Origin of the sequence: Nocardia sp. MH4 (assembly GCF_019266065.1) — a bacterium.
Classification (GTDB): Bacteria; Actinomycetota; Actinomycetes; order Mycobacteriales; family Mycobacteriaceae; genus Nocardia; species Nocardia canadensis.
Map to the genome: position 1 here is coordinate 30,448 of NZ_LPNR01000112.1, position 21,296 is coordinate 51,743.

A 21,296-nucleotide genomic window follows, 5' to 3' on the forward strand; every position below is an offset into this window, starting at 1 on the left:
AAGTGCCGTGAACTATCGCCACTGCCGTGATCAGGCGCAATCCTTCCGCGCACCGATAGCGGAATTCGATGGGTGCGGCGCGGGCGCTACTCGTCCTCGGCCCGGGGCCGACCGGCCGGTGGGGAGAGCCGGATGACACCGGCGTCCAGGTCGACGGCCAGCCGGGGATCGTGATCCTGCCCGTCGCTGTCGCCGCTGCCCTCGTTCTGCAGCTTCTTGCCCGGAAACAGCTCGCCCATGATGCCCACGGCTCCACGATAGCCGCGGGCAGCGGCGCTCACCTCACCAGAAGCGCGGAGTCAGGCCCCAGTCGGCGAACTCGGCGGCGAGCAGATCCTGCAGGGCCGCGCGGGTCGGGAAGCGGTCGGGATCGCCCCCGGTGACCACCAGAGTGACGGTGTCGTCGTCGCAGGAGAAGGCCAGGTTGACGCCGACTTCCACCTGTCGGAACAGCTCCACGGGGCCGGGGTTGACCACCGGTCGCATGATGACGTCGCGGGCCCGGTGCGGGCCGAGGACGGCGATGTTCTGGGCGGTGCGCCCCATGTTCGTGCACAGGCATTCCGGCGCCTTGGCGGTGCGCGCGAACTTGTGCAGCACCACCTTCGGCAGCAGCATCTGGACCGGCTGCAGGTGCTGGATCGGCGGGATGGTCTCGGGATTGCGGTAGGCCAGACCCGCGGCCTTGAGCGCGGCGCGGACCGCGGGCAGGTCGGCGCGCTCACCCGCCCGGTAGGTGACGCTGATCGGCAGCCCGGTGGTGGCGTTGGCCCGCGGATCGTCGGCCACCCGCATCGAGTGCGGGATGTCCACGCGGACCTCGGCACCGTCGGCGATGCGGCCACTGCGCCCGAGCAGACCGACGGCGACGCCGATCAGCAGGCCGTTGGTGGTGCCGCCGTTGGCCGCGGCGACCGCGTCCCAGTCGGCGAGGTCGACCTGGACGATCGTCTCGGCGGCCTGCCAGGTCTCCGAGTGCGGGAGGCGGGGTTCGGCCGGGCGCGGATTGCGGGCGGGCTCGCTGACACCGCGAGCGCGCCGCGCCGCGCGGACACCGCGCGCGACCGCGCGCAACTGCCCCGTGGCGTCGGCGAGGTCGGCGGCGAAGCGGCCACGGCCGGCGACCGGGCCCACCAGACTGCCCGCGCTGGCGGCGCGGTCGGGATCCTCGCCCCGGTTGAGCCGGTCGAGCGAATCGACGATCGCGTGCATCATCCCGCCGCCGTCGCAGGCGACATGGGAGGCGACCAGGGTGACAACGGTGCCGCCGGACTCCGTGTGCGCGCCCGCCAGCTGCCACACCAGGCCGCGTTCGGGGTCGAACTCGACCGCGGCCTGCTCGAGGAACCACTCCAGCACCCGGTCGTCGGGCAGCGGTGTCGGCGTCCAGATCAGCGGCATCGACTCCGTGGCGGGCTCCCAGTGCGCCCGCGCGATCGGGAACCGGGTGGTGCGGACCTTACGGGCGATGAACCCCGTGGCCAGGTGCGCGTGCCAGCGCCGCAGCAGCTCGGGGTCGAGCTGCTCGTCGAAGCGGTAGGCCAGCTGGTTGACCAGTGCGTTGGGGTAGAGGCTGTGCAGTTTGAAGAACAGGTCGTCGTCGGCGGTGATCCGGTTGAGGCCGGCCGGTCCGGTGGCGACGGTCGCGACGGCGGGGGAGGTGACGGTCATCGGGAACTCCTCATCGGGAACGGAGGGTGCGCACGGTCAGCGGCGCGAAGACGGCGACGACGACCACCGAGGCCACCAGCGACCAGCACGCGTCGGCACCGACGGTGCCCGCGGCGGCCAGCTCGCGCACCGCGGAGACCAGGTAGGACACCGGATTCACGTCCGAGACGTGCTGCATCCAGGTGGGCATGGACTCCTCGGGAACCAGGGCGTTGGAGGCGAAGCCGAGGAAGGTCAGCACCAGCATGCACATGCCCTGGACGGCGGCGGGCCGGGCGACGGTCGCGCCGATGAAGGCGAACAGCCAGCTGATCGCGGTGGTCGCGACGACGACCAGTACGGCGCCGGCGAGGAACCCGGCGGTGTGCTCGGGCCGGTAGCCCATGCAGAACCCGACGATCACCACCGTCGTCGCGGCGATGAGGTACCGCACCGTGCCCGCCAGCAACGCTCCGGCAACCGGGGCGGAACGGGCGATCGGCATGGCGACGAAGCGGTCGAAGACTCCCGAATGGATGTCCTCGGACAGCTGCACGCCGGTGGCGACCGAGGAGGTGAGCACGATCTGCACCAGCACGCCCGGGATCATGATCGGGAGGTAGGCGTCCATGCTGCCCGCGATCGCGGTGCCGAAGATGCTGCCGAACAGCACCGGGCCCACGATGGGCAGCAGGATGGCGTCGTAGAGCAGTTGCGGGCTGTGCCGGAAGGTGAGCAGGCCACGCCAGGCCATCATCAGCGCATGGTGCAGCGCGGCGAGCGCGCCGACCCGGGTGATCCGCGGCGCGCGCACGACCTGCGGCGGCGTCGTGGTGGTCGTGGTGAGAGTCATGGCGTTGCTCGACCTTTCACGAAGGGCGGTCATGCCGCGTCGACGGTGTCGGCGGTGCGGGCGTGCCCGGTCAGTGCCAGGAACACCTCGTTGAGATCGGGCCGGTCGACCGCGAACCCGCGCAGCGTGAGCCCCGCGGCGCGGCAGGCGGCGACGATGTCGGCGCCGAGCGCGACATCGGGCAGGGTCACCGTGAGCGTGCCGGTCGAGGAGCCCTCGGGGACCTCACCGGTGAGTTCCTGGATCAGCGCCTCGGCGCGGCGCAGGTCCGCGGTGTCGGGAATGTCGAGGCGCAGCACCTGTTCGCCGATGGAGGACTTGAGCTCGGCGGCAGTGCCCTCGGCGACGAGCGTGCCCCGGTCGATCACCGCGATCCGGTCGGCCAGCGCGTCGGCCTCCTCGAGGTACTGCGTGGTCAGCAGCACGGTCGCACCGCGGTCGACCAGACCGCGCACGATGCCCCACATCCGGTCGCGGGTGTGCGGGTCCAGGCCCGTGGTCGGCTCGTCGAGGAAGATCAGCGGGGGCACGGTGATCAGCGTCGCGGCCAGGTCCAGGCGGCGGCGCATGCCGCCGGAGAAGGCCGAGACGCTGCGGCGCGCGACAGCCGAGAGCTCGAACTCCGCGAGCAGTTCGTCGCTGCGCGCGGCGGCCGCGCGCCGGGAGAGCCCGAGCAGGCGGCCGAACAGGCGCAGATTCTCACCCGCGGTGAGGGTTTCGTCGACGGAGGCGTATTGGCCGGTGAGCCCGATCATCGAGCGAACGGCGGTGGCCTCGCGGACCACGTCGAAACCGAACACCTCGGCGCTACCGCGATCGGGGCGCAGCAGCGTCGCCAGCATGCGGACCGTCGTGGTCTTGCCCGCGCCGTTGGGGCCAAGCATCGCGAAGACCGAGCCCGCCGGGATGCTGAGATCGATGCCGCCGACGGCGGTGAAGTCGCCGTAGGACTTGCCGAGTCCGCTGGTGCGGACCGCGATGTCGGTGGTCACCGGTGCCTCCCGGCATGGTCGATTTCGGGGGTCGAGAACGTCAGGGGGACGAGGTGTTCCACCTCGTCGGCGGCCAGCGCGACGCCGTGGTCGGGGAAGCGATTCGCGTACGCGGTGGCGCGCGAGACCACGGTCGGGTCGGCGACTCGGTCCAGCAGGGTGGTGAGCCGCTCGGCGGTCAGCTCGGCGGCGCGTAGGGTGTCGGCCAGTCCGAGGCGGGCCAGGGCCTGTCCCCAGTACGGCTGGTCGGCCTGGATCGAGCAGATCACCTGGGGCACACCGGCGCGCAGCGCGGCGGCGGTGGTGCCCGCCCCGCCGTGGTGCACCGCGGCGGCACAGCGCGGGAACACCGCGGCGTGGTCGACCTGTTCGACGATCGCGACGTCGGCGGACAGCTCCGGCTCGATGCCGGCCCAGCCCGCGGCCAGCAGGAGTCGCCCGCCCCGCCGGGCGCAGACCGTGCGCAGCATCGCCACCAGCGCCGCCGGATCGTCGACGGCCATCGAGCCGAAGCCGACATAAATCGGTGCGGCGCCCGCGTCGAGCCACGCCGTCAACGCGGGATCGGCCGGGCCGCCGAGGAATCCGTCGGCATCGACGGCGAAACCGGTGATCGGATGCCGATCGGGTAGTTCGGCCGCGAGCCCGGGGAACAGGTCGATGTCGTAGGCCTGGATCGAGACCCGCTGCGGCAGGGGGTGTTCCACGATGCCGCACTCGGCGAGCGGTTCGGCGAGTGCGGCATCGCGGGCCCAGCGCAGACCCGACCAGATCCGCCGGTTGAGCGCGCCGGGAATCCTGGCTCCCCACGCGGTGGGTACCACGGGTACCGAGCGATTCGGGTGGATGGGGAAGAAGTGCACCGCGGCCAGCGGCAAGCCGACCCGCCGGGCGGCCTTCTCGGCCGCCTCCTCGCCCGCCATGCCCGTCACCAGCACGTCGTGGCCCGGCGCGAGCGCGAGCAGGTCACGGACCGCTTCGGCCACGCCGCGGCGCTGCAGATCCAGCACGGCCCGCAGCCGCTGACGCGGGCTGGGGCTGCGGAAACGCCGGTCGGCGTGCTGGGTGCGCAGCAGTTCGGCGCTGTCGCGACCGAAGCCGACCGCGGGAATGCCGTGCGCGGTGGCGAAGTCGACGAGGTTGGGGGACAGGGCGAGCGTCACCGAGTGCCCGCGAGCCTGGAGCTCGCGGGCCAGCAGGATGCCCGGTTGGGCATCGCCGCGGCTGCCGGTGAAGGCCAGCAGTGCGCGCATCGTCAGCCCGCGCTCAGCGCTGCCGACGCGGAGTCGGCGATCGGGGCGTTCGTGACGGGCGCCGCGAGGGTGGTGACCGCGTAGATGGCCCTGGCGAATTCGGTGAGGAAACGGTCCATCACCTCGGCGGGCAGCCCGGCCGGGTAGCGGGTGGACACGTAGAGCCCCTCCGGACCGCGCACGACCCAGAAGTACACCTCGTCGGTGGAGTACGACACCGCCCGCAGCGTGCGTCCGCGCAGGTCGGCGACCAGCTCGTAGTCCGGCAGCATCCGGATATCGAGGAATGACGCGCCGAAGGTCGGGCCCTCGAGCGCACCCGCCATCGCCAGCGACCGGCCCCAGGAGGCGTCATTACAGATGTGGGCGCGCTTGAGGGCGGCCCGGGTGATCTCGAGCGCGGCGCCCATGTCGGCACCGGCGGGCAGGGTGATGTCGACCGGGACGACATTGACGAACCAGCCCATCGACTCGAGCCAGGTCAGGTCCGGGCGGGTCGCGATCGGCATGATGGTGCGGAAACGGTCGTCGCCGAACACTTCTCGCGAAGCGGCGGCGAGCGCGGCGAACACTGTGACCGAGAGCCGGTGCTTGAGCCGGTCGAGCGCCCCTTCGACCTCCTCGAGCTGGTCGAGGGTCAGCAGCGTGCGCGAGACACTGGGCTGGGCGTGCTCGCCGTCGAGCGCGGCCACCATGCCCTCGGCGAAGCGGGGCATCGGCGAGCCGGGCGTGCCGACGAAATCGCGCCACACGGCGACGGCGGGGGAGTCGGGGGTCAGTTCCTCGGCGGCGGCGCGTTCGACGGCGGCGAAGTCGGCCGCACTGCCGAAGGTGGCCGAATCACGGATCTCCCCGCCGTCGCGCACCGCGGTGTAGAGGGTGCGCAGCTCGAGGATCAGCACGGCCTGGGAATAGGCGTCGAGCACCGAGTGGTCGGCGGCGACCAGGACCGTGAAGTCGTCGGTGTCGTGGGCGACGGTGGCCACCAGCAGATGCGGCCAGACCAGCGGCGAGAGGCGCAGTTCCAGCTCGTTGCACAGGAATTCGTTGATCAGCTCGCCGTCGGTGAGCTCGGGCACCGGTGCCGAGGTGACCCGCACGGTGCCGGGAGCGGTGGTGATCCGGTGGTAGTCGCCGTCGCCGGTGGGGGCGACGGTGGTGCGGAAACCCTCGTGGCGGTCGTGCCACAGTTCCAGGGTCCTGGCCCACACCTGCGCGTCCAGCGGCGCGTCCATCTCGAAGATGGTGCCGATCCAGCGGCCGCGACCGGGGGTGGGATCCTCCGGATCGAGGAAGCCGAGGTACTGGGAGTGAACGCTGGCGAGGGGGCGTTCGTCGTCATACCACGAGTCGGCGGTGGCCAGTTCCGGTGTCCAGATGGACAGGGCGCCGGAGCGAATCGTGAATTCGGACAGATGGGTGTATTCCATGCGGGGTCACCTCGAGGTGCAGTGCATGCCGAAGACGGCGCGAACGGGGATATCGGTGACCGCGGTCGCGTCACCGGATGTTGCTCTGGATCCCGCACCGGATGTAGCTGGCGAACCCTGGGCTATCCCGAGTCTATAACTCTGAGAGTTTTCTGAAATACGCGTTAGTCACAACTGGTCTATGTGAAGAAGCTCACTTTCAAATTGTCCCGGATCCCCAGCGTAACCCGGTGCCCCTGAAGTAAGGGGGTTTCAGTTCAGAAAGTCCACGACCGAACCGGTGAATCGGCTATGACCTGCGCTTATGTCGTGAAAGTCGGGCCGAACTCGGCGAGCACGGTGCCGTGCCGGACCACGCCGGAGAGTCCGGGGAGCTCGATCGGGGGCGTCCAGGAGCGGAATCCGTCATAGCTGTCGCTGACGACATAGCGGCCGTCGGTGTAGGCATCGAGGTAGATCCGGTGCCCGCCGTCGGGCAGCCGGACCACCGACTGACCCTCGCTCGGACCACCCCAGCCGGCCCAGTCGCCGGTCGCCACGAAGGTATAGGGCCCGACCGGACGGTCGGCCACGGCCAGTTCGATCAGTTTGGTGTCCTCGTTCTTGACGAAGGCGAACAACCGTCCGTCCCACCGGACCAGGGTGGTGTCGATATGGCCGAGGGAACCCGGTCGGGCGGGGCCGAGCCCGAGCAGCGGCACCGGCGGTGCCCAGGTCGTGAGGCCGGCGTCGAGCGGGATCAGCAGATGCGGGGTGAACCCGTGGCCCCAGGTGAGCGAGACGATGATGCCGACGCGGCCGGCGGCGTCGGCGTACCATTCCGGCGCCCACGCGCCTTCGAGCCTGCCCGGCACCAGCATCGGCGCGGGCGCCATGGGCGTCCAGGTGATGCGGTCGAGGCTGTGGGCCAGGCCGATCGCGGTGGCGTCACCGGCCATCGTGTAGGTGAGGTAATAGCGGCCGTCGGTGTGGCGCAGGATGCTCGGATCGCGGACCAGTCCGGTGGGCGGGGTATACGCGTGCTCGCTGACTGGGGTGAACTCGGTGCCGTCGACCGACTCGTACACCGCCAGCGTGGTATCGCTGTCGGCGCGGAACGCGGTCATCGTGTAACGGGTGGGGGTGCGCTCGGGGTCGATCCCGACACCGGGCCCCGGCGCCGATTGCGCCCGCGCGGTTCCCATCGCGAGCAGCGGCACCCCGGCCAGCAGCGCGAGTGCGGATCGTCGGCCCACTGTCATCGCCATGACCTGGGATTATCCGAGGGGAAACCGCCCCGGCGACGCAGACGCGCCGCACGGGGTTCAGCCGCGCGCCGCCACCGGCTCGGTCTCCGAGGCCGTCGGCGGAGCCGTGACCGGCATCTTGGCGTCGAGGGCCAGCCCGAGCAGGCCCAGCGACAGGCAGACCGCCGAGACGGTGACCGCGATCGGATCGGTAGGGCCGGCCAGGGATCCGGCGAGCACGACCGTCGAGATCGTGCCCGGCGCCGACCCGACGAGCGTGGCCGCCAGATAGGGCAGCACCCGCACCGAGGACAAGCCGCAGCAGTAGTTGACGATCGAGAACGGCGCGAGCGGGATCATCCGCAGCGCTGCCACCGCGAGCCACCCGCGCTGGGCCAGCCGGTCATCGATCGCGCGGACCGCCGGATGGTGCAGATGCTCGGCGACCCGGTCGCGGCCGACCGCGCGCACACCCAGCAGCGCCAGCGTCGCGCTGATCCCGGTGGCGCCCAGCGCGACGGTCGACCCCAGTACGGGACCGAACAGGACACCGCTGGTCACCGTCAGCACCGTGCGCGGCACCGGCGCCACCGCGACGAGCGCGTAGAAGAGGAAGAACAGCAGCGGCAGCAGCGGACCCGCGCCGCCTGCCCACTCCCTGATCTGCTGCGGGCCGGGCAGCGGAACCATCATCGCCACCACGAACAGCACGGCGATCCCGGCCAGAGCCATGAGCAGGCGCGGGGAGCGGATCAGTCGGGACACCGGATAAGCGTACCGGCCGGTAGGGGATGGCCGGAGCGAGTGGACAGGGTGTCACAGTTAGCATCATGTAAGAACCGGACACATCCTGGTTCGCCGCAGTATTCCGCTGCTGGGCTGATGCTGCCGGATCGGCAGTACACCGGGATGCGGTCGTCGAATGGAAGAGAGAACAGCAGCTATGCCGATTGGTTCAGAGTCCGGGGCGGGACTCGCACCGGATCCGGTGCCCGAGTACGCCGCGTGGCGCAAGGGTGTGGCGGGCGTGCTGGCGAAAGCGCGACGGGTCGAGGCTGCCGAGCTCCCGGCGGAGCCCGAGCATCTGCTCGACGAGACCACCTATGACGGGCTGACCATCGCCCCGCTCTACACCCGCCGCGACGAACTGCCCGAGCAGCCGCTGCCGGGCGCCTTCCCGTTCGTCCGCGGTGGCAGCGCCACCCGCGACCCGCAGCGCGGCTGGTTCGTCGCCGCCTTCGCCGGCTCGGCCGATGCCGCGGCCACCAACCGGACGATTCTCAGCTGGCTGGAGAACGGCGTGAGCGCCGTGTCGCTCGGCGTTGGCGCCGAAGGCGTCGCGACCGCCGACATCCCTACCGCCCTGACCGGCCTGCTCTTCGAGCTGGCCCCGCTGACCCTGGTCGCGGGGGCCGACGTCGACGCCGCCGCCGCGCAGGTCTTCACGGTGCTCGACGGCTACCAGCTCGCCGAGCGGGCGCAGATCCAGATCGGCCTGGGCGCCGCGCCGCTGACGAGCGCTTTCGCAGGCGCCGCCGACATCGACATCGATCAGGCCGTCGCCCTGGCCACCCGCGCGATCGCCCGTCCGGAGACCGTGCGCGCGATCACCGTGGACGGCACCGCCTTCCACAACGCCGGCGCCGCCGACGCTCAGGAACTGGGCGCGTCCGTCGCGGCCGGGCTGGCGTACCTACGCGCGCTGACCGCCGCCGGGGTCGACATCGCCGACGCGTTCGGTCAGCTCGAGTTCCGCTTCGCGGCCACCGACGACCAGTTCGCCACGATCGCGAAGTTCCGCGCGGCCCGGCGTCTCTGGGCCCGCGTCGCGCAGGTGTGCGGCGCGCCCGCTTTCGGCGCCGCCCCGCAGCACGCGGTGACCTCGGCCGCCATGATGACCCAGCGCGACCCCTGGGTGAACCTGCTGCGCACGACCCTGGCCGCCTTCGGCGCCGGTGTCGGTGGTGCCGACTCGGTCACCGTGGCCCCGTTCGACTCCGCTCTGCCCCCGGGCGAACTCGGCGTCTCGCAGTCGTTCTCGGAGCGCATGGCCCGCAATATCCAGCTGCTGCTGCTCGAGGAGTCGCGTCTCGGGCACGTCCAGGACCCGGCCGCCGGTTCCTGGTACGTCGACTCGCTGACCGACGAACTCGCCGCCAAGGCCTGGGAGTTCATGCAGGAGATCGAGGCCGCCGGTGGCTATCCCGCCGCGCTGGCCGCGGGCCTGGTCGCCGAGCGCATCGCCGAGACGGCCGCCACCCGCGCCGCCGACATCGCGCACCGCAAGACCGCGGTCACCGGCGTCAACGAATTCCCCAACCTGGCCGAGACCCCGCTCTCGGAGCAGGCCCGCACCGCGGACTCGGTCGCGCGCTACGGCGCGGCGTTCGAGTCGCTGCGCAACCGTTCCGACGCCTACCTCGCGGCCAACGGTGCCCGGCCGCAGGCGCTGATCGTGCCGCTCGGCCCGGTCGCCGAACACAACGCCCGCACGATCTTCACCGCGAACGTGCTGGCCTCCGGCGGTATCGAGTCGGTCAACCCCGGCCCGCTGACCGTCGACGGAATCGCCGCGGCCGCCACCGCGTCCGGTGCGCCGATCGCGGTGCTGTGCGGTGCCGACAAGCGCTACGGCGAGGAAGCCGGCGCCGCGGTCGAGGCCCTGCGTGCCGCGGGCATCGACACGGTCCTGCTGGCCGGACCGGAGAAGTCGGTCGCGCAGTACAGCGGTACACAGCGTCCCGACGGGTACCTGACCCTGCGCATCGACGCGGTCGCGGTTCTGTCGCAGCTGCTGGAGAAGGTGGGAGCCTGATGACGACATCCGATATCGAGCACCTGGTCGGTAGTTTCGCCGAGGTGCCGCTGACCGAGCACGCGCCGACGGCCGCCGAGGTCGACGACGCGCAGGTCAAGGAGTTCGTGGCCGAGGCCGCCGCGGCCAACCACACCACCGCCGACCAGCTCACCTGGGCCACGCCCGAGGGCATCGACGTGCCGCCGGTGTTCACCAAGGCCGACCGCGATGCCGTTGTCGCGCAGGGTTATCCGCTCGACACGGTGCCCGGCGTGGCGCCGTTCCTGCGCGGTCCCTACCCGACCATGTACGTCAACCAGCCGTGGACCATTCGCCAGTACGCGGGCTTCTCCACCGCCGCCGACTCCAACGCCTTCTACCGCCGCAACCTGCAGGCCGGTCAGAAGGGCCTGTCGGTCGCCTTCGACCTCGCCACCCACCGCGGCTACGACTCCGACCACCCGCGCGTGCAGGGTGACGTGGGCATGGCCGGCGTCGCGATCGACTCGATCCTGGACATGCGCCAGCTCTTCGACCAGATCCCGCTCGACCAGGTGTCGGTGTCGATGACCATGAACGGCGCGGTGCTGCCGATCCTGGCGCTCTACGTCGTCGCCGCCGAAGAGCAGGGCGTCGGGCCCGAGCAGCTGGCCGGAACCATTCAGAACGACATTCTGAAAGAGTTCATGGTCCGCAACACCTACATCTACCCGCCCAAGCCCTCGATGCGGATCATCTCCGACATCTTCGCCTTCACCAGCGCCAAGATGCCGAAGTTCAACTCGATCTCCATCTCGGGTTATCACATCCAAGAGGCCGGTGCCACAGCCGATCTGGAGTTGGCCTACACCCTGGCCGACGGCGTGGAGTACATCCGGGCCGGAATCGCGGCGGGCATGGACGTCGACAAGTTCGCTCCGCGCCTGTCGTTCTTCTGGGCCATCGGCATGAACTTCTTCATGGAGGTCGCCAAGCTGCGCGCGGGTCGCCTGCTGTGGAGTGAGCTGGTCTCGAAGTTCGAGCCCAAGAGTGCGAAATCGCTGTCGCTGCGGACGCATTCGCAGACTTCCGGTTGGTCGCTCACCGCCCAGGACGCCTACAACAATGTGGCGCGCACCTGCATCGAGGCGATGGCCGCGACCCAGGGCCACACCCAGTCGCTGCACACCAATGCCCTCGACGAGGCGCTCGCGCTGCCGACGGACTTCTCCGCCCGCATCGCGCGCAACACCCAGCTGCTGATTCAGCAGGAGTCCAACACCACCCGTCCGATCGACCCGTGGGGTGGCTCGTACTACGTGGAGTGGCTCACCCACCAGCTCGCCGAGCGCGCCCGCGCGCACATCGCCGAGGTGGAGGCGCACGGCGGTATGGCGCAGGCGATCTCGGAAGGCATTCCGAAGCTGCGCATCGAAGAGGCCGCCGCCCGCACCCAGGCGCGCATCGACACCGGCCAGCAGCCGGTGATCGGCGTAAACAAGTACCAGGTCGAAGAGGATCAGCAGGTCGAGGTCCTCAAGGTCGAGAACTCGCGCGTGCGCGCCGAGCAGATCGAGAAGCTGGAACGGCTACGCGCCGAACGTGATTCGGCCGCCGTCGAGGCCGCGCTGGCCAACCTCACCCGCGCCGCGGCCTCCGCCGAGGGCGGCATGGACAACAACCTGCTGGCCCTGGCCATCGACGCCGCGCGCGCCAAGGCCACCGTCGGTGAGATCTCCGACGCACTGGAGAAGGTCTACGGCCGCCATCAGGCCGAGATCCGTACGCTCTCCGGTGTGTACCGTGACGAAGCAGGCAAGGCCTCCAACATCGGCGCGGCCATCGCGCTCGTCGAGGAGTTCGCCGAGGCCGAGGGTCGCCGCCCGCGCATCCTGGTCGCCAAGATGGGCCAGGACGGCCACGACCGCGGCCAGAAGGTGATCGCGACCGCGTTCGCCGACCTGGGCATGGACGTCGACGTGGGCCCGCTGTTCCAGACCCCCGAAGAGGTGGCGCGCCAGGCGGCCGACAACGACGTGCACATCGTCGGTGTCTCCTCGCTGGCCGCGGGTCACCTCACGCTGGTGCCCGCCCTGCGGCAGGCGCTGGCCGATGTCGGTCGCCCCGACATCATGGTCATCGTCGGCGGTGTCATCCCGCCCGGTGACTTCGACGAGCTGTACGAGGCGGGCGCCGCGGCGATCTTCCCGCCCGGCACGGTCATCGCCGACGCGGCCATCGACCTGCTGAAGAAGCTGGGTGCCTCGCTCGGGCACGAGATCGGTGGCGGCGCACCGGCATGATCGGTCAGCGTCCGGAAGCGAAAGCCGGCGTCATCACAGCGGGTGCGCGAGCGTGCTGTGGGGGAGCCGTATGAGTGACGCCGTAGAGCGGGCCGGGGGTACGGCAGCACACCCCCGGCTCGGCACCACCGCGGGCGTCGGGGCTCCACGCAACGAAGGCCGGTCGGTCGCTCGGGCCGCGCGCACGATCGACATCGACGAGCTGGCCGACGGGATCCGGGCGGGTCAGCGTGCGCCGCTGGCCCGGGCGATCACGCTGGTCGAATCGACCCGCGCCGATCACCGGGAGCTGGCGCAGCAGTTGCTGCTGCGGCTGGGCACCGAGCCGGGCACGGTCGTGTCGAACCGGGTCGGCATCACCGGCGTTCCCGGTGTGGGCAAGTCGACGTTCATCGACGCCCTCGGCATGTACCTGCTGGGCAAGGGCCATCGCGTGGCGGTGCTGGCGGTGGACCCGTCCTCGACCCGCACCGGCGGCTCGATCCTCGGGGACAAGACCCGGATGGCGCGGCTGTCGCTGGAAGCCGACGCGTTCATCCGGCCTTCGCCGACCGCGGGCACTCTCGGCGGCGTGGCCAAGGCCACCCGCGAGACCATCGTGCTGCTCGAAGCCGCCGGCTACGACGTGATCCTGGTGGAGACCGTCGGTGTCGGTCAATCCGAGGTGACCGTCGCCAATATGGTCGACGTGTTCTGCTTCCTCACCCTGGCCCGCACCGGTGACCAGCTCCAGGGCATCAAGAAGGGCGTGCTGGAACTGGCCGAGCTGGTCGCGGTCAACAAGGCCGACGGCAAGCACGAGATCGAGGCCAAGGCCGCGGCGCGCGAGCTGTCCGGGGCCCTGCGCCTGATCCACCCGCACGACGCGCTCTGGCGTCCGCCCGTGCTCACCATGAGCGGGCTCGAAGGCGTCGGCCTCGACAAGTTCTGGGACACCGTCCTGGAACACCGTCGCGTCCTCACCGAGGCGGGCGAATTCGCCGAGAAGCGCCGTCGTCAGCAGGTCGACTGGACCTGGACCATGGTGCACGACCAGATCCTGCGCCGTCTCGCCGACAACCCCGCCGTGAAATCCGCACGCCCCCAGATCGAATCCGCCGTCCGCGACGGCACTCTCACTCCGGCCCTGGCCGCCGAACAGATCCTGCGCGCCTTCGACGCCTGAGCCGGATTCCGGGGCTGTCACGAATCGCGGCTCGGCGATTCGACGGGATTCACCAGGGCGACACCGAGGGTGATCACGGTCAGTCGCTGTCATCTTCCTCGTCGCTGGACGTCGTTTGCCCGCAGAGGTTGCGCGGAGGGCCGTCGATGTGAATACTTAGGTATGTGCCTAAGTATTCAGGTGGTGAGTCGGACGGGGGACTTGACAGTGTCTTCCGGGCGCTGGCCGATCCGACGCGGCGGGCGATCGTCGAGCGGCTCGCTCGGGGACCTGCCTCGGTGTCGGATCTCGCGGCGCCGTTCGAGGTCGCGTTGCCGACGATCGTGCAGCACCTGAAGGCGCTCGAGGCCGGGCGGATCGTCAGCTCGGCCAAGATCGGGCGCGTGCGGACCTATCAGCTGGCTCCGGGGGCCTTCGGCTCCGCGATCGACTGGCTGCGGCAGCAACGACCACCGGCCGAGCGGCAACTCGACCGGCTCACGGCACTACTCATGGAATCAGTGAACAACGCAGAGGGAGAACAACAATGAACGACACCGCGACCCGCACCATCAACCACGCCCAGTTCACCATCGAGCGCGAGGTGCCCGTGACGCCCGCGGTCGCGTTCCAGGCGTTCGCCGATCCCGCCGTCAAGAGCAAGTGGTTCGGCGGCGAGGAGGGCTGGGAGCTGACCGAGGCCTCCGTCGACTTCCGAGTCGGCGGCATCGAGATCAACGAGGGCATCTTCCAGGAGTCGGTGACCTCGCGCTTCGTCGCCACCTACACCGACATCATCGACAACGAACGCCTCGTCTACACCTACGACATGTGGCTCGACGGCGCCCACATCTCCACCTCGGTCGCGACCTGGGAATTCGAACCGACCAGCACCGGCACCAAGCTCACCCTTGTCGAATTCGGCGCCCACCTCGACGGCCACGACACCGGCGCCCAGCGCGAGGAAGGCACCCGCGAGCTGGTCGACACGCTGGCGAAGTACCTCGAATCCGTCGCCTGATCACCCGTGGTCCATGTCCATCCGCATCGGGGCCGGCTGCTGCCCCGGCGCGAGGACCAGGAACTGGCCCATCATGCCCTGGTCCTCGTGATGGAGCAGGTGGCAGTGGTACATGTACGGGAAGGTCGGGTCGGTGTGATCGGCGAAGTGCATGGCCAGGGTGTAGGTGACGCCCGGCGCCGTGTACACCGTGTCCTTCCAGCCGGAAAGTGCTGGGGGAGGCGGGTTTCCGTCGACCGCGCGGATCTGGAACTGGACGTCGTGGATGTGGAAGTTGTGCGGCCAGTTGTCCTCGTTGCGAACCGACCAGACCTCGGTGGTGTCGACCGGGATGGTCATGTCGATGCGGTTCATGTCCATCCGCCGGTTGTTGATCATGAACCAGCGCAGCTCGAAGCTGCGGGTCGGCGCGGTGGTCGCCGCGGCGAGGGGTCGGAGGGGCACGAGCGCCGCGGGCACGGCCGCCGCGGGGCGCAGGGTGTCGGCGGCCCGCAGGTCCAGGATGGCGAAGGTGTCGTCGAAACCGAACTCGCCGGCGCGATCGATCCCGGCGCGGTCGCGGATCGGCAGCGACCGTAACGTGACGTTCTCGCCCGCGCGAACGGTGACCACGATCTCTGCCCTTTCCCCGGGGCTGAGCTGGATTCGCGACAGTGCCACGGGTTCCGGGAGCAGGCCGCCATCGGTGGCGATCAGCTGGAACGACCGGCCGTCGCCGAGCGCCAGGTGGTACAGGCGGCCCGCGGATCCGTTGAGCACGCGCAGCCGCACCCGCTCGGTGGTGACGTCGAGATGGGCGCCCGCGATGCCGTTGGTGACGATGGTGTCGCCCAGCAGGCCCACATCGGTGGCGTCGGATTCGTCGATGGCGCCGTCGGTGGTGAACCGGCGGTCCTGGATCACCAGCGGAATATCGTCCACGCCATAGTCTTTCGGTAGATCCAGCGCATCGGCGGGATCGTCGTCGACGAGGAAGAACCCGGCCAGCCCGCGCTGGACGTGCCGTTCGGTAGCGCCGTGGGGGTGCGGGTGGTACCAGAGCGTCGCGGCCTGCTGCGCCACCGTCCAACTCGGCGTCCACACCGCACCGGGAGTGATCATCTGATGCGGTCCGCCGTCGGCGGCGGCGGGCACGTGCATGCCGTGCCAGTGCACCGACGTCGGTTCGGGCAGGTCGTTGGTCACCGTGACCGCGACCCGCTCACCGCGCCGGGCCCGCAGGGTCGGGCCGAGCACCGACCCGTCGTAGCCCCAGGTCGCGGTGCGGACACCACGCAGCATCTCGGTGTAGCCCGCCTGCGCGCGCAAGGTGAACCGGCGGACACCGTCGACGCCCACCGTCGACGGCGCCGGTGGCGGGATCGGGAGCGGGCGCGTGGCCGACGACGGCATGGGCGCGGCGGTGCGGAACGAACAACCGGCGGCATAGGCGACCGGAGCGAGGGCGAGTCCGGTGAGGAATCCTCGGCGCGAGACCACGTGGCGTACTCCTTGTCTGTGCGGAGCCTCCAGCTTCGATCGGTTCGGGCCCCGGCCACTCCACCCCGGAGCCGGAGAGCGGGCCGCTGATTCCGGCCGCGCGGCTGTTGCGGACGCGCCGATCGCGTGCTACCCCCGGTGCGTCGCCTACCGTGGGTGCGTGATCGACACCAGCGCACGCCGCGACCCGCGGCCGCTCCTGCGGTGGCTGCCGCTGGCGCTGATCCCGGTCCTGCTGCTGGCCAGCACCTACCCGGGCCAGTACCGGGTGCCGCCGCACTACTGGCTGCTCGCGATGACGGCCGGCCTGGTCTTCCTCGCCGGGGCGCGGTGGCCGCTGGCGGTGTCGCTGATCTTGTCGGCGCTGGCCGTGCCGCTGCTGCGGACGCCGGCGTGGGGCGTGTCCGGCCTGGTGCCCTACCTCGGCGCGGTGGCGCTGGTCGACGTGATCGCGCGCACCCGTCGGCGTTCGACGGTGTGGGTGGCGACCGCGGCCTGGGCCGCCGCGGTGGTGCTCGGGCGCGTCGGCCTGCACGACACCTCCATCGGGCGGGCCTCGACCGTGGTCGAGGCGGTCGCCTATGTCGGGCTGCCACTGCTGCTCGGGCTGTACCTGCGTGGCCAGCGCGAGCTCGCCGACAGTCTCCGGATGCGCGCGGCCGACGCCGAAGCGCGCACCCGCCTCGACGAGCGCGCGGCGATGGCCAGGGAACTGCACGATGTGGTCGCCCACCACATGGCCTCGATCATCCTGCGCGTGTCCGTCGCCGGACGGGTGGTGCGCGACGCCGATCCCCGGGTGGTCGCGGTCCTCGACGACGTCCGCGCGACCGCGACCGACGCGCTGGCCGACATCCGCCGATTCCTCGCCGCGCTGCGTGATCCCGTCCTGGGCACCGTGTCCCTGGTCGAGGCGGACGCGGTCGGCACCGAGATCACCGCCGCCCTCACCCGCGCGCGGGCCGTCGGCTTCACCGTCGACGCCGAGCTCGAGGCCGACCTCGGCGCGCTGGACGCGATGAGCAGACTGACCCTGTTGCGGTTGGTCCAGGAATCGCTGACCAACGTGATGAAGCACGCGGATCGCGATGCGCCCGTGCGTATCCGGATCGCCCGGCGCGACGGCGGCATCGACCTCGAGGTGCGCAGCGGCCGTGCCGGAACCGCCGCGCCGCCGGGTCACGGTCTCGTCGGGATGCGGGAACGCGCCGCCGTGGCGGGCGGCACGCTCACCGCCGCGGCCGACGGTGGGCACTGGGTCGTCCGGGCCCGGCTGCCCGATGTCGCGAAGGGAACCGATCCGGCATGATCACGGTATTGCTGGCCGACGATCAGCGCCTGGTGCGCGCGGGCCTGCGCATGCTCATCGAGGACACCACCGACCTCGCCGTCGTCGGCGAAGCGGCCGACGGGATGGCGGCGGTCCGCCAGTTCGCCGAGCTCGCGCCCGATCTGGTGGTGATGGATCTGCGGATGCCCGGTCTGGACGGTGTCGCGGCCACCCGGCAGATCCTCGCGTCGGCGCCCCGGGCGAAAGTGCTGGTGCTCACGACCTTCGACGACGACGAACACCTGTTCCCGGCGCTGGCCGCCGGCGCGTCCGGCTATTTCGTCAAGGACACCGATCCCGCGGTTCTGCTCGACGCCATCCGCCGGACGGTGGACGGCGACCTGCTGTTCTCGCCCGCGCTCCTGCGCCGACTGGTCGACCGGGCGCTCGCCGCCCAGCCCGCGCCCACGGTCGCCGGGCCGGAGCTGAGTCCCCGTGAACGCGAGGTGCTGCTTCTGGTCGGGCAGGGGTACGGCAACCAGGAGATCGCCGATCGGCTGCACCTGGGGGTGAGCACCGTGAAGACCCACCTCGCGAACCTGTTCGAGAAGACCGGCACCGACAACCGTGTCCGCCTGGCGGTCTACGCCTCCAAGCTGTCTCAACGGTGAGAGCCGTCATGGCAATGCCCGACGCCTCGGCGACGTCGCTGCACGGTTGCTGCTTCATCATTCGCGAGTGCTCCCATTGTCTTTGGTGACGAATCGGTAAGAAGCCGGTAACGGTGCCGTGATCGAGCCCGATACTGAACCGACCGCACTGAGCGGTCTGTTTTCGGTAGGAGGTTCGATCGATGCGATGCCGCAGCGCCCTCTCGGCGGTGGCGGCGGTGTTCCTCGCCGCCGGTTCGATGGTCGGCGGTGGTGCTCCCGCCCTGGCGGAGGTTCCGGAAGCCGGTGTGGCGGTGGCGAATCGGGCCGTGGCGATCGACGGCTCGCGTGCCGAGGTGACCTCGATCGACGGTCGGCTGGTGACCGTCCGGATCTACTCGGCGGCGATGGCGCGCGAGGTCTCGGTGAAGGTGCAGCGACCGGCCGACACCTCGGTCCCGCGCCCCTCGCTGTATCTGGTCAACGGCGCGGGCGGCGGCGAGGACACCGCCACCTGGGAGCAGAACACCGATGTGGTGGACTTCCTGGCGGCCAAGGACGTCAACGTCGTGATGCCGGTGGGTGGCGCGTGGAGCTACTACACCGACTGGCGCAGTACGGATCCGCGACTCGGCGTGAACAAGTGGCGCACCTTCTTCCTCGACGAACTCCCCGCCCTCGTCGACACGATGTTCGATACGACCGGCCGCAACGCCATCGCCGCGAACTCGATGACCGTCACCTCGGTACTGCAACTCGCGATCGCCAAGCCGGGCCTGTTCCGTTCGGTCGCGGCCTACAGCGGCTGCGCGCAGATCAGCGATCCGGTGGGCAGGCAGTTCGTCAACGTCGTGGTCGGCACCGGCGGCGGGGACGCCTCGAACATGTACGGACCGCCCGGTGACCCCGAGTGGGTCGCCAACGATCCGGTCGTCAATGCGGAGGGATTGCGCGGCACCAAGCTCTACATCTCCAACGGCAACGGCCTGCCGGGCGAACACGACCAGCTCGGCGACCCGCACCTGATCACCTGGGGCCCGGTCGGGCTCGCCAACCAGATCGTCGTCGGCGGCGTGATCGAGGCCGCGACCAGCTGGTGCACCGAGAACCTGCGGGAACGGCTCGCCGAGCTCGACATTCCCGCCACCTTCGACGTGGACACCCAGGGCACCCACTCGTGGGGCTACTGGCAGAAGGCGTTCAAGAACTCCTGGCCGCTGCTGGCCGAGGGGATGGAGATCCCCGCCTGATCAGCGCAGCTCGAACAGCGCGACCGCGTTGTCGTGACACACCTTACGCAGCCAGTCCGGCCCGAACTCGAGGCGCTCGAGCGCCTGGACGGCCTCGGCGTACGGGTACGGGATGTTGGGGAAGTCGCTGCCGAACAGGATCCGATTCCCGAAGCGGCGCAGGCGGTCCCGCTCGGCAGGCGGGAACGGCGCGCCTGCCTCGCTGAAATCGGTCCACACCATGGTGGTGTCGAGGTACAGGCGCGGGTACTGCTCGGCCAGGTCGAGGAACTCGCTGTACTCGGGGGTGCCCATGTGCGCGATGATCAGGCACAGATCCGGAAACCGCCGCAGCAGTTCGGCGATCGGCGCCGGCCCGGTGAATTCGCCCGGGGCCGGACCGGATCCACAGTGGATGAGCACGGGCACTCCCGCCTCGGCGAGGATCGCCCACACCGGGTCGAGCTGCGGATCGAGCGGGGAGAACGCGCCGACCTGGATGTGCACCTTGAAGACCCGGGCGCCGCTGTCGATCGCCGCGCGGACGTAGTCGGGCGCCGACGGTTCCGGGTAGAAGGTGGCGGTGTGCAGGCAGTCGGGGGTGCGGGCCGCGAACTCGGCGGTCCAGTCGTTGAGCCAGGCCGCCATCTGCGGCTTGTGCGGGTACACCAGCGAGGTGAACGCGCGGACGCCGAAGTCGCGCAGCGTCTTCAGCCGCACCTGCTCGTCGTCGCGGTAGGTGATCGGCCACGTCCGCCCGGTCAGCGGGCCGACCTGGTCGAAGTACGCCCACACCTTGCGCATCACCTGGTCGGGCATGAAATGGGTGTGCACGTCGACGATCGAGGGCAGCCCGAGGCGGGCGCGGAAGTCGGCGAGATAGGCGGCGGTATCGACGGTCACGAGGGCGGCTCCGGGTACAGGCGACGGGCCAGCGCGCCGACGCGGGTGACGAGACGTTCGAAGAAGACGGCGGGATCGGTGCCGACCACGATGTCGGCGTTGGGTTCGCGGCCCCACATGCCCGCCCAGTCGGCGACGGTGGTGGCCCGGGTGAGGGTGCCGGTCAGCTCGACGTCGACGGTCGCGGGCCTGGTCCGCGCCAGCGCGGGGTCCAGCGCCACGGCGGCGGCGAAGGGATCGTGCATGTGCGCGAGATAGCCCAGGTCGTAGCCGTCGTGGAAATCGAAGTAGAAGCGCACCGCGTCGACCAGGTACCGGACGACCGGATTGCCGGCCGCCGAGCGCCAGTCGACCGCATCGCCTGCGGCCACCCGCTCGAGCGGCGCGCTGTGCGCGACCTCGGCCAGCCGGACCAGGTGCTCGGGCCGCATCTCGATGGACTCGGTGATGTCGAGGGCACACACCAGGGGCCTGCGGTCCGGCGGGGCGGCCGAGAAGGCGTCGAAGACCTCCTTGGCGGCCTCGGGGTCGACGTGGATGTTCCACTCGTTCGTCGGCGTCGTGTTCCCGGGGTGGTTGAACGCGCCACCCATGACGACCAGGCGGTCCAGCAACAGGGGCAGCTCGGGTTCCATCCGCAGGGCCAGTGCCAGGTTGGTCAGCGGGCCGGTGCACAGGCCGATCGCGGAGCCGGGGTGCGCGCGGGCCAGCTCCACCCACATCCGCGCGGCGGACCGATCGGAGAGTGGCCGGGGCGAGGCGGGGAGTTCGGCGTAGCCGAGGCCCTGCGGGCCGTGGGTGTCCTCGGTGGTACGCAGCGGCACCACCAGCGGGCCGTGCGCGCCCGCCGCCACCTCGACGCTGCCCGCCCGCGCGAGATCCAGCAGGGCGAGGGTGTTCGCGGCGACCTGGGCGGTCGGCACATTGCCCGCGGTCGCGGCGATCCCGAGGAGCTCGGCCTCGGGAGAGGCCAGCAGATACAGCAGCGCCAGCGAATCGTCGATTCCGGTATCGACATCGAGGATGATCTTGCGCGCCACAGGTCGAGGGTAACCGCGGGCGTTTCGCGCGCCGCCGCCGACCGCGCCGTAGCCGGACCGTTCGCCGCTGGTCATGG

19 protein-coding genes are annotated in these 21,296 nt (G+C 70.6%); 8 read left to right on the forward strand and 11 right to left on the reverse strand.

Annotation, left to right across the window (positions count from 1 at the left end; translation table 11 throughout):
- Positions 1-86: 86 nt before the first annotated feature.
- The 8 genes from ATM97_RS22300 to ATM97_RS22335 form a co-directional block, all read right to left on the reverse strand.
- The gene (locus tag ATM97_RS22300; protein WP_218720570.1) at positions 87-248 is read right to left on the reverse strand and encodes a hypothetical protein; all 162 of its coding nucleotides are present in this window, start codon (positions 246-248) and stop codon (positions 87-89) included.
- A gap of 34 nt (positions 249-282) precedes the next feature.
- The gene (locus tag ATM97_RS22305) at positions 283-1,671 is read right to left on the reverse strand and encodes a hypothetical protein (protein WP_218720001.1); all 1,389 of its coding nucleotides are present in this window, start codon (positions 1,669-1,671) and stop codon (positions 283-285) included.
- A 10-nt stretch (positions 1,672-1,681) separates the two neighbouring features.
- A complete protein-coding gene (locus tag ATM97_RS22310; protein ID WP_218720002.1) occupies positions 1,682-2,503 on the reverse strand; it encodes an ABC transporter permease in 822 nt (273 codons plus the stop codon).
- A 29-nt stretch (positions 2,504-2,532) separates the two neighbouring features.
- Positions 2,533-3,495, reverse strand: coding sequence for an ATP-binding cassette domain-containing protein (locus ATM97_RS22315; RefSeq protein WP_218720003.1), 963 nt, complete (start codon positions 3,493-3,495; stop codon positions 2,533-2,535).
- Positions 3,492-4,748, reverse strand: coding sequence for a glycosyltransferase (locus ATM97_RS22320; RefSeq protein WP_218720004.1), 1,257 nt, complete (start codon positions 4,746-4,748; stop codon positions 3,492-3,494). The genes ATM97_RS22315 and ATM97_RS22320 overlap by 4 nt, the downstream gene beginning before the upstream one ends.
- 2 nt (positions 4,749-4,750) lie before the next feature.
- Positions 4,751-6,178 carry a condensation domain-containing protein gene (locus tag ATM97_RS22325; RefSeq protein WP_218720005.1) on the reverse strand — a complete coding sequence of 476 codons (1,428 nt, stop codon included), beginning with the start codon at positions 6,176-6,178 and terminating at the stop codon, positions 4,751-4,753.
- 302 nt (positions 6,179-6,480) lie between these two features.
- Positions 6,481-7,425 carry a hypothetical protein gene (locus tag ATM97_RS22330; protein WP_218720006.1) on the reverse strand — a complete coding sequence of 315 codons (945 nt, stop codon included), beginning with the start codon at positions 7,423-7,425 and terminating at the stop codon, positions 6,481-6,483.
- Positions 7,426-7,482: 57 nt separating this feature from the next.
- Positions 7,483-8,169, reverse strand: coding sequence for a TVP38/TMEM64 family protein (locus ATM97_RS22335; RefSeq protein WP_218720007.1), 687 nt, complete (start codon positions 8,167-8,169; stop codon positions 7,483-7,485).
- Between the two features lie 178 nt (positions 8,170-8,347).
- Here ATM97_RS22335 and ATM97_RS22340 point away from each other — a divergent pair, with 178 nt between their 5' ends.
- The 5 genes from ATM97_RS22340 (at position 8,348) to ATM97_RS22360 (ending at position 14,648) form a co-directional block, all read left to right on the forward strand.
- Positions 8,348-10,219: a methylmalonyl-CoA mutase family protein gene (locus ATM97_RS22340; RefSeq protein WP_218720008.1), complete on the forward strand. Its 1,872-nt coding sequence runs from the start codon at positions 8,348-8,350 to the stop codon at positions 10,217-10,219.
- Positions 10,219-12,483, forward strand: a complete 2,265-nt coding sequence (gene scpA, locus ATM97_RS22345) for a methylmalonyl-CoA mutase (RefSeq protein WP_218720009.1) — start codon at positions 10,219-10,221, stop codon at positions 12,481-12,483. The genes ATM97_RS22340 and scpA overlap by 1 nt, the downstream gene beginning before the upstream one ends.
- 70 nt (positions 12,484-12,553) lie before the next feature.
- Positions 12,554-13,648, forward strand: coding sequence for a methylmalonyl Co-A mutase-associated GTPase MeaB (meaB, locus tag ATM97_RS22350; RefSeq protein ID WP_255588247.1), 1,095 nt, complete (start codon positions 12,554-12,556; stop codon positions 13,646-13,648).
- 164 nt (positions 13,649-13,812) lie between these two features.
- A complete protein-coding gene (locus ATM97_RS22355) occupies positions 13,813-14,178 on the forward strand; it encodes a helix-turn-helix transcriptional regulator (RefSeq protein ID WP_218720010.1) in 366 nt (121 codons plus the stop codon).
- Complete coding sequence (locus ATM97_RS22360) at positions 14,175-14,648, forward strand: SRPBCC domain-containing protein (RefSeq protein WP_218720011.1); 474 nt, start codon at positions 14,175-14,177, stop codon at positions 14,646-14,648. Before ATM97_RS22355 ends, ATM97_RS22360 begins: the two co-directional genes overlap by 4 nt.
- Here the strand turns inward: ATM97_RS22360 and ATM97_RS22365 are convergent, their stop codons facing one another.
- Positions 14,649-16,127: a multicopper oxidase family protein gene (locus ATM97_RS22365; RefSeq protein WP_218720012.1), complete on the reverse strand. Its 1,479-nt coding sequence runs from the start codon at positions 16,125-16,127 to the stop codon at positions 14,649-14,651.
- Positions 16,128-16,287: 160 nt separating this feature from the next.
- On the opposite strand from ATM97_RS22365, the gene ATM97_RS22370 reads away from it, so the two are divergent.
- The 3 genes from ATM97_RS22370 (at position 16,288) to ATM97_RS22380 (ending at position 19,297) form a co-directional block, all read left to right on the forward strand.
- Complete coding sequence (locus ATM97_RS22370; RefSeq protein WP_218720013.1) at positions 16,288-17,436, forward strand: histidine kinase; 1,149 nt, start codon at positions 16,288-16,290, stop codon at positions 17,434-17,436.
- Positions 17,433-18,068, forward strand: a complete 636-nt coding sequence (locus tag ATM97_RS22375; protein WP_218720014.1) for a response regulator transcription factor — start codon at positions 17,433-17,435, stop codon at positions 18,066-18,068. Before ATM97_RS22370 ends, ATM97_RS22375 begins: the two co-directional genes overlap by 4 nt.
- A 182-nt stretch (positions 18,069-18,250) precedes the next feature.
- Complete coding sequence (locus ATM97_RS22380; protein ID WP_218720015.1) at positions 18,251-19,297, forward strand: alpha/beta hydrolase family protein; 1,047 nt, start codon at positions 18,251-18,253, stop codon at positions 19,295-19,297.
- Here the strand turns inward: ATM97_RS22380 and ATM97_RS22385 are convergent, their stop codons facing one another.
- A complete protein-coding gene (locus ATM97_RS22385; RefSeq protein ID WP_218720016.1) occupies positions 19,298-20,179 on the reverse strand; it encodes an amidohydrolase family protein in 882 nt (293 codons plus the stop codon).
- A complete protein-coding gene (locus tag ATM97_RS22390; protein WP_308248581.1) occupies positions 20,176-21,219 on the reverse strand; it encodes a nucleoside hydrolase in 1,044 nt (347 codons plus the stop codon). The genes ATM97_RS22385 and ATM97_RS22390 overlap by 4 nt, the downstream gene beginning before the upstream one ends.
- Between the last annotated feature and the right edge of the window lie 77 nt (positions 21,220-21,296).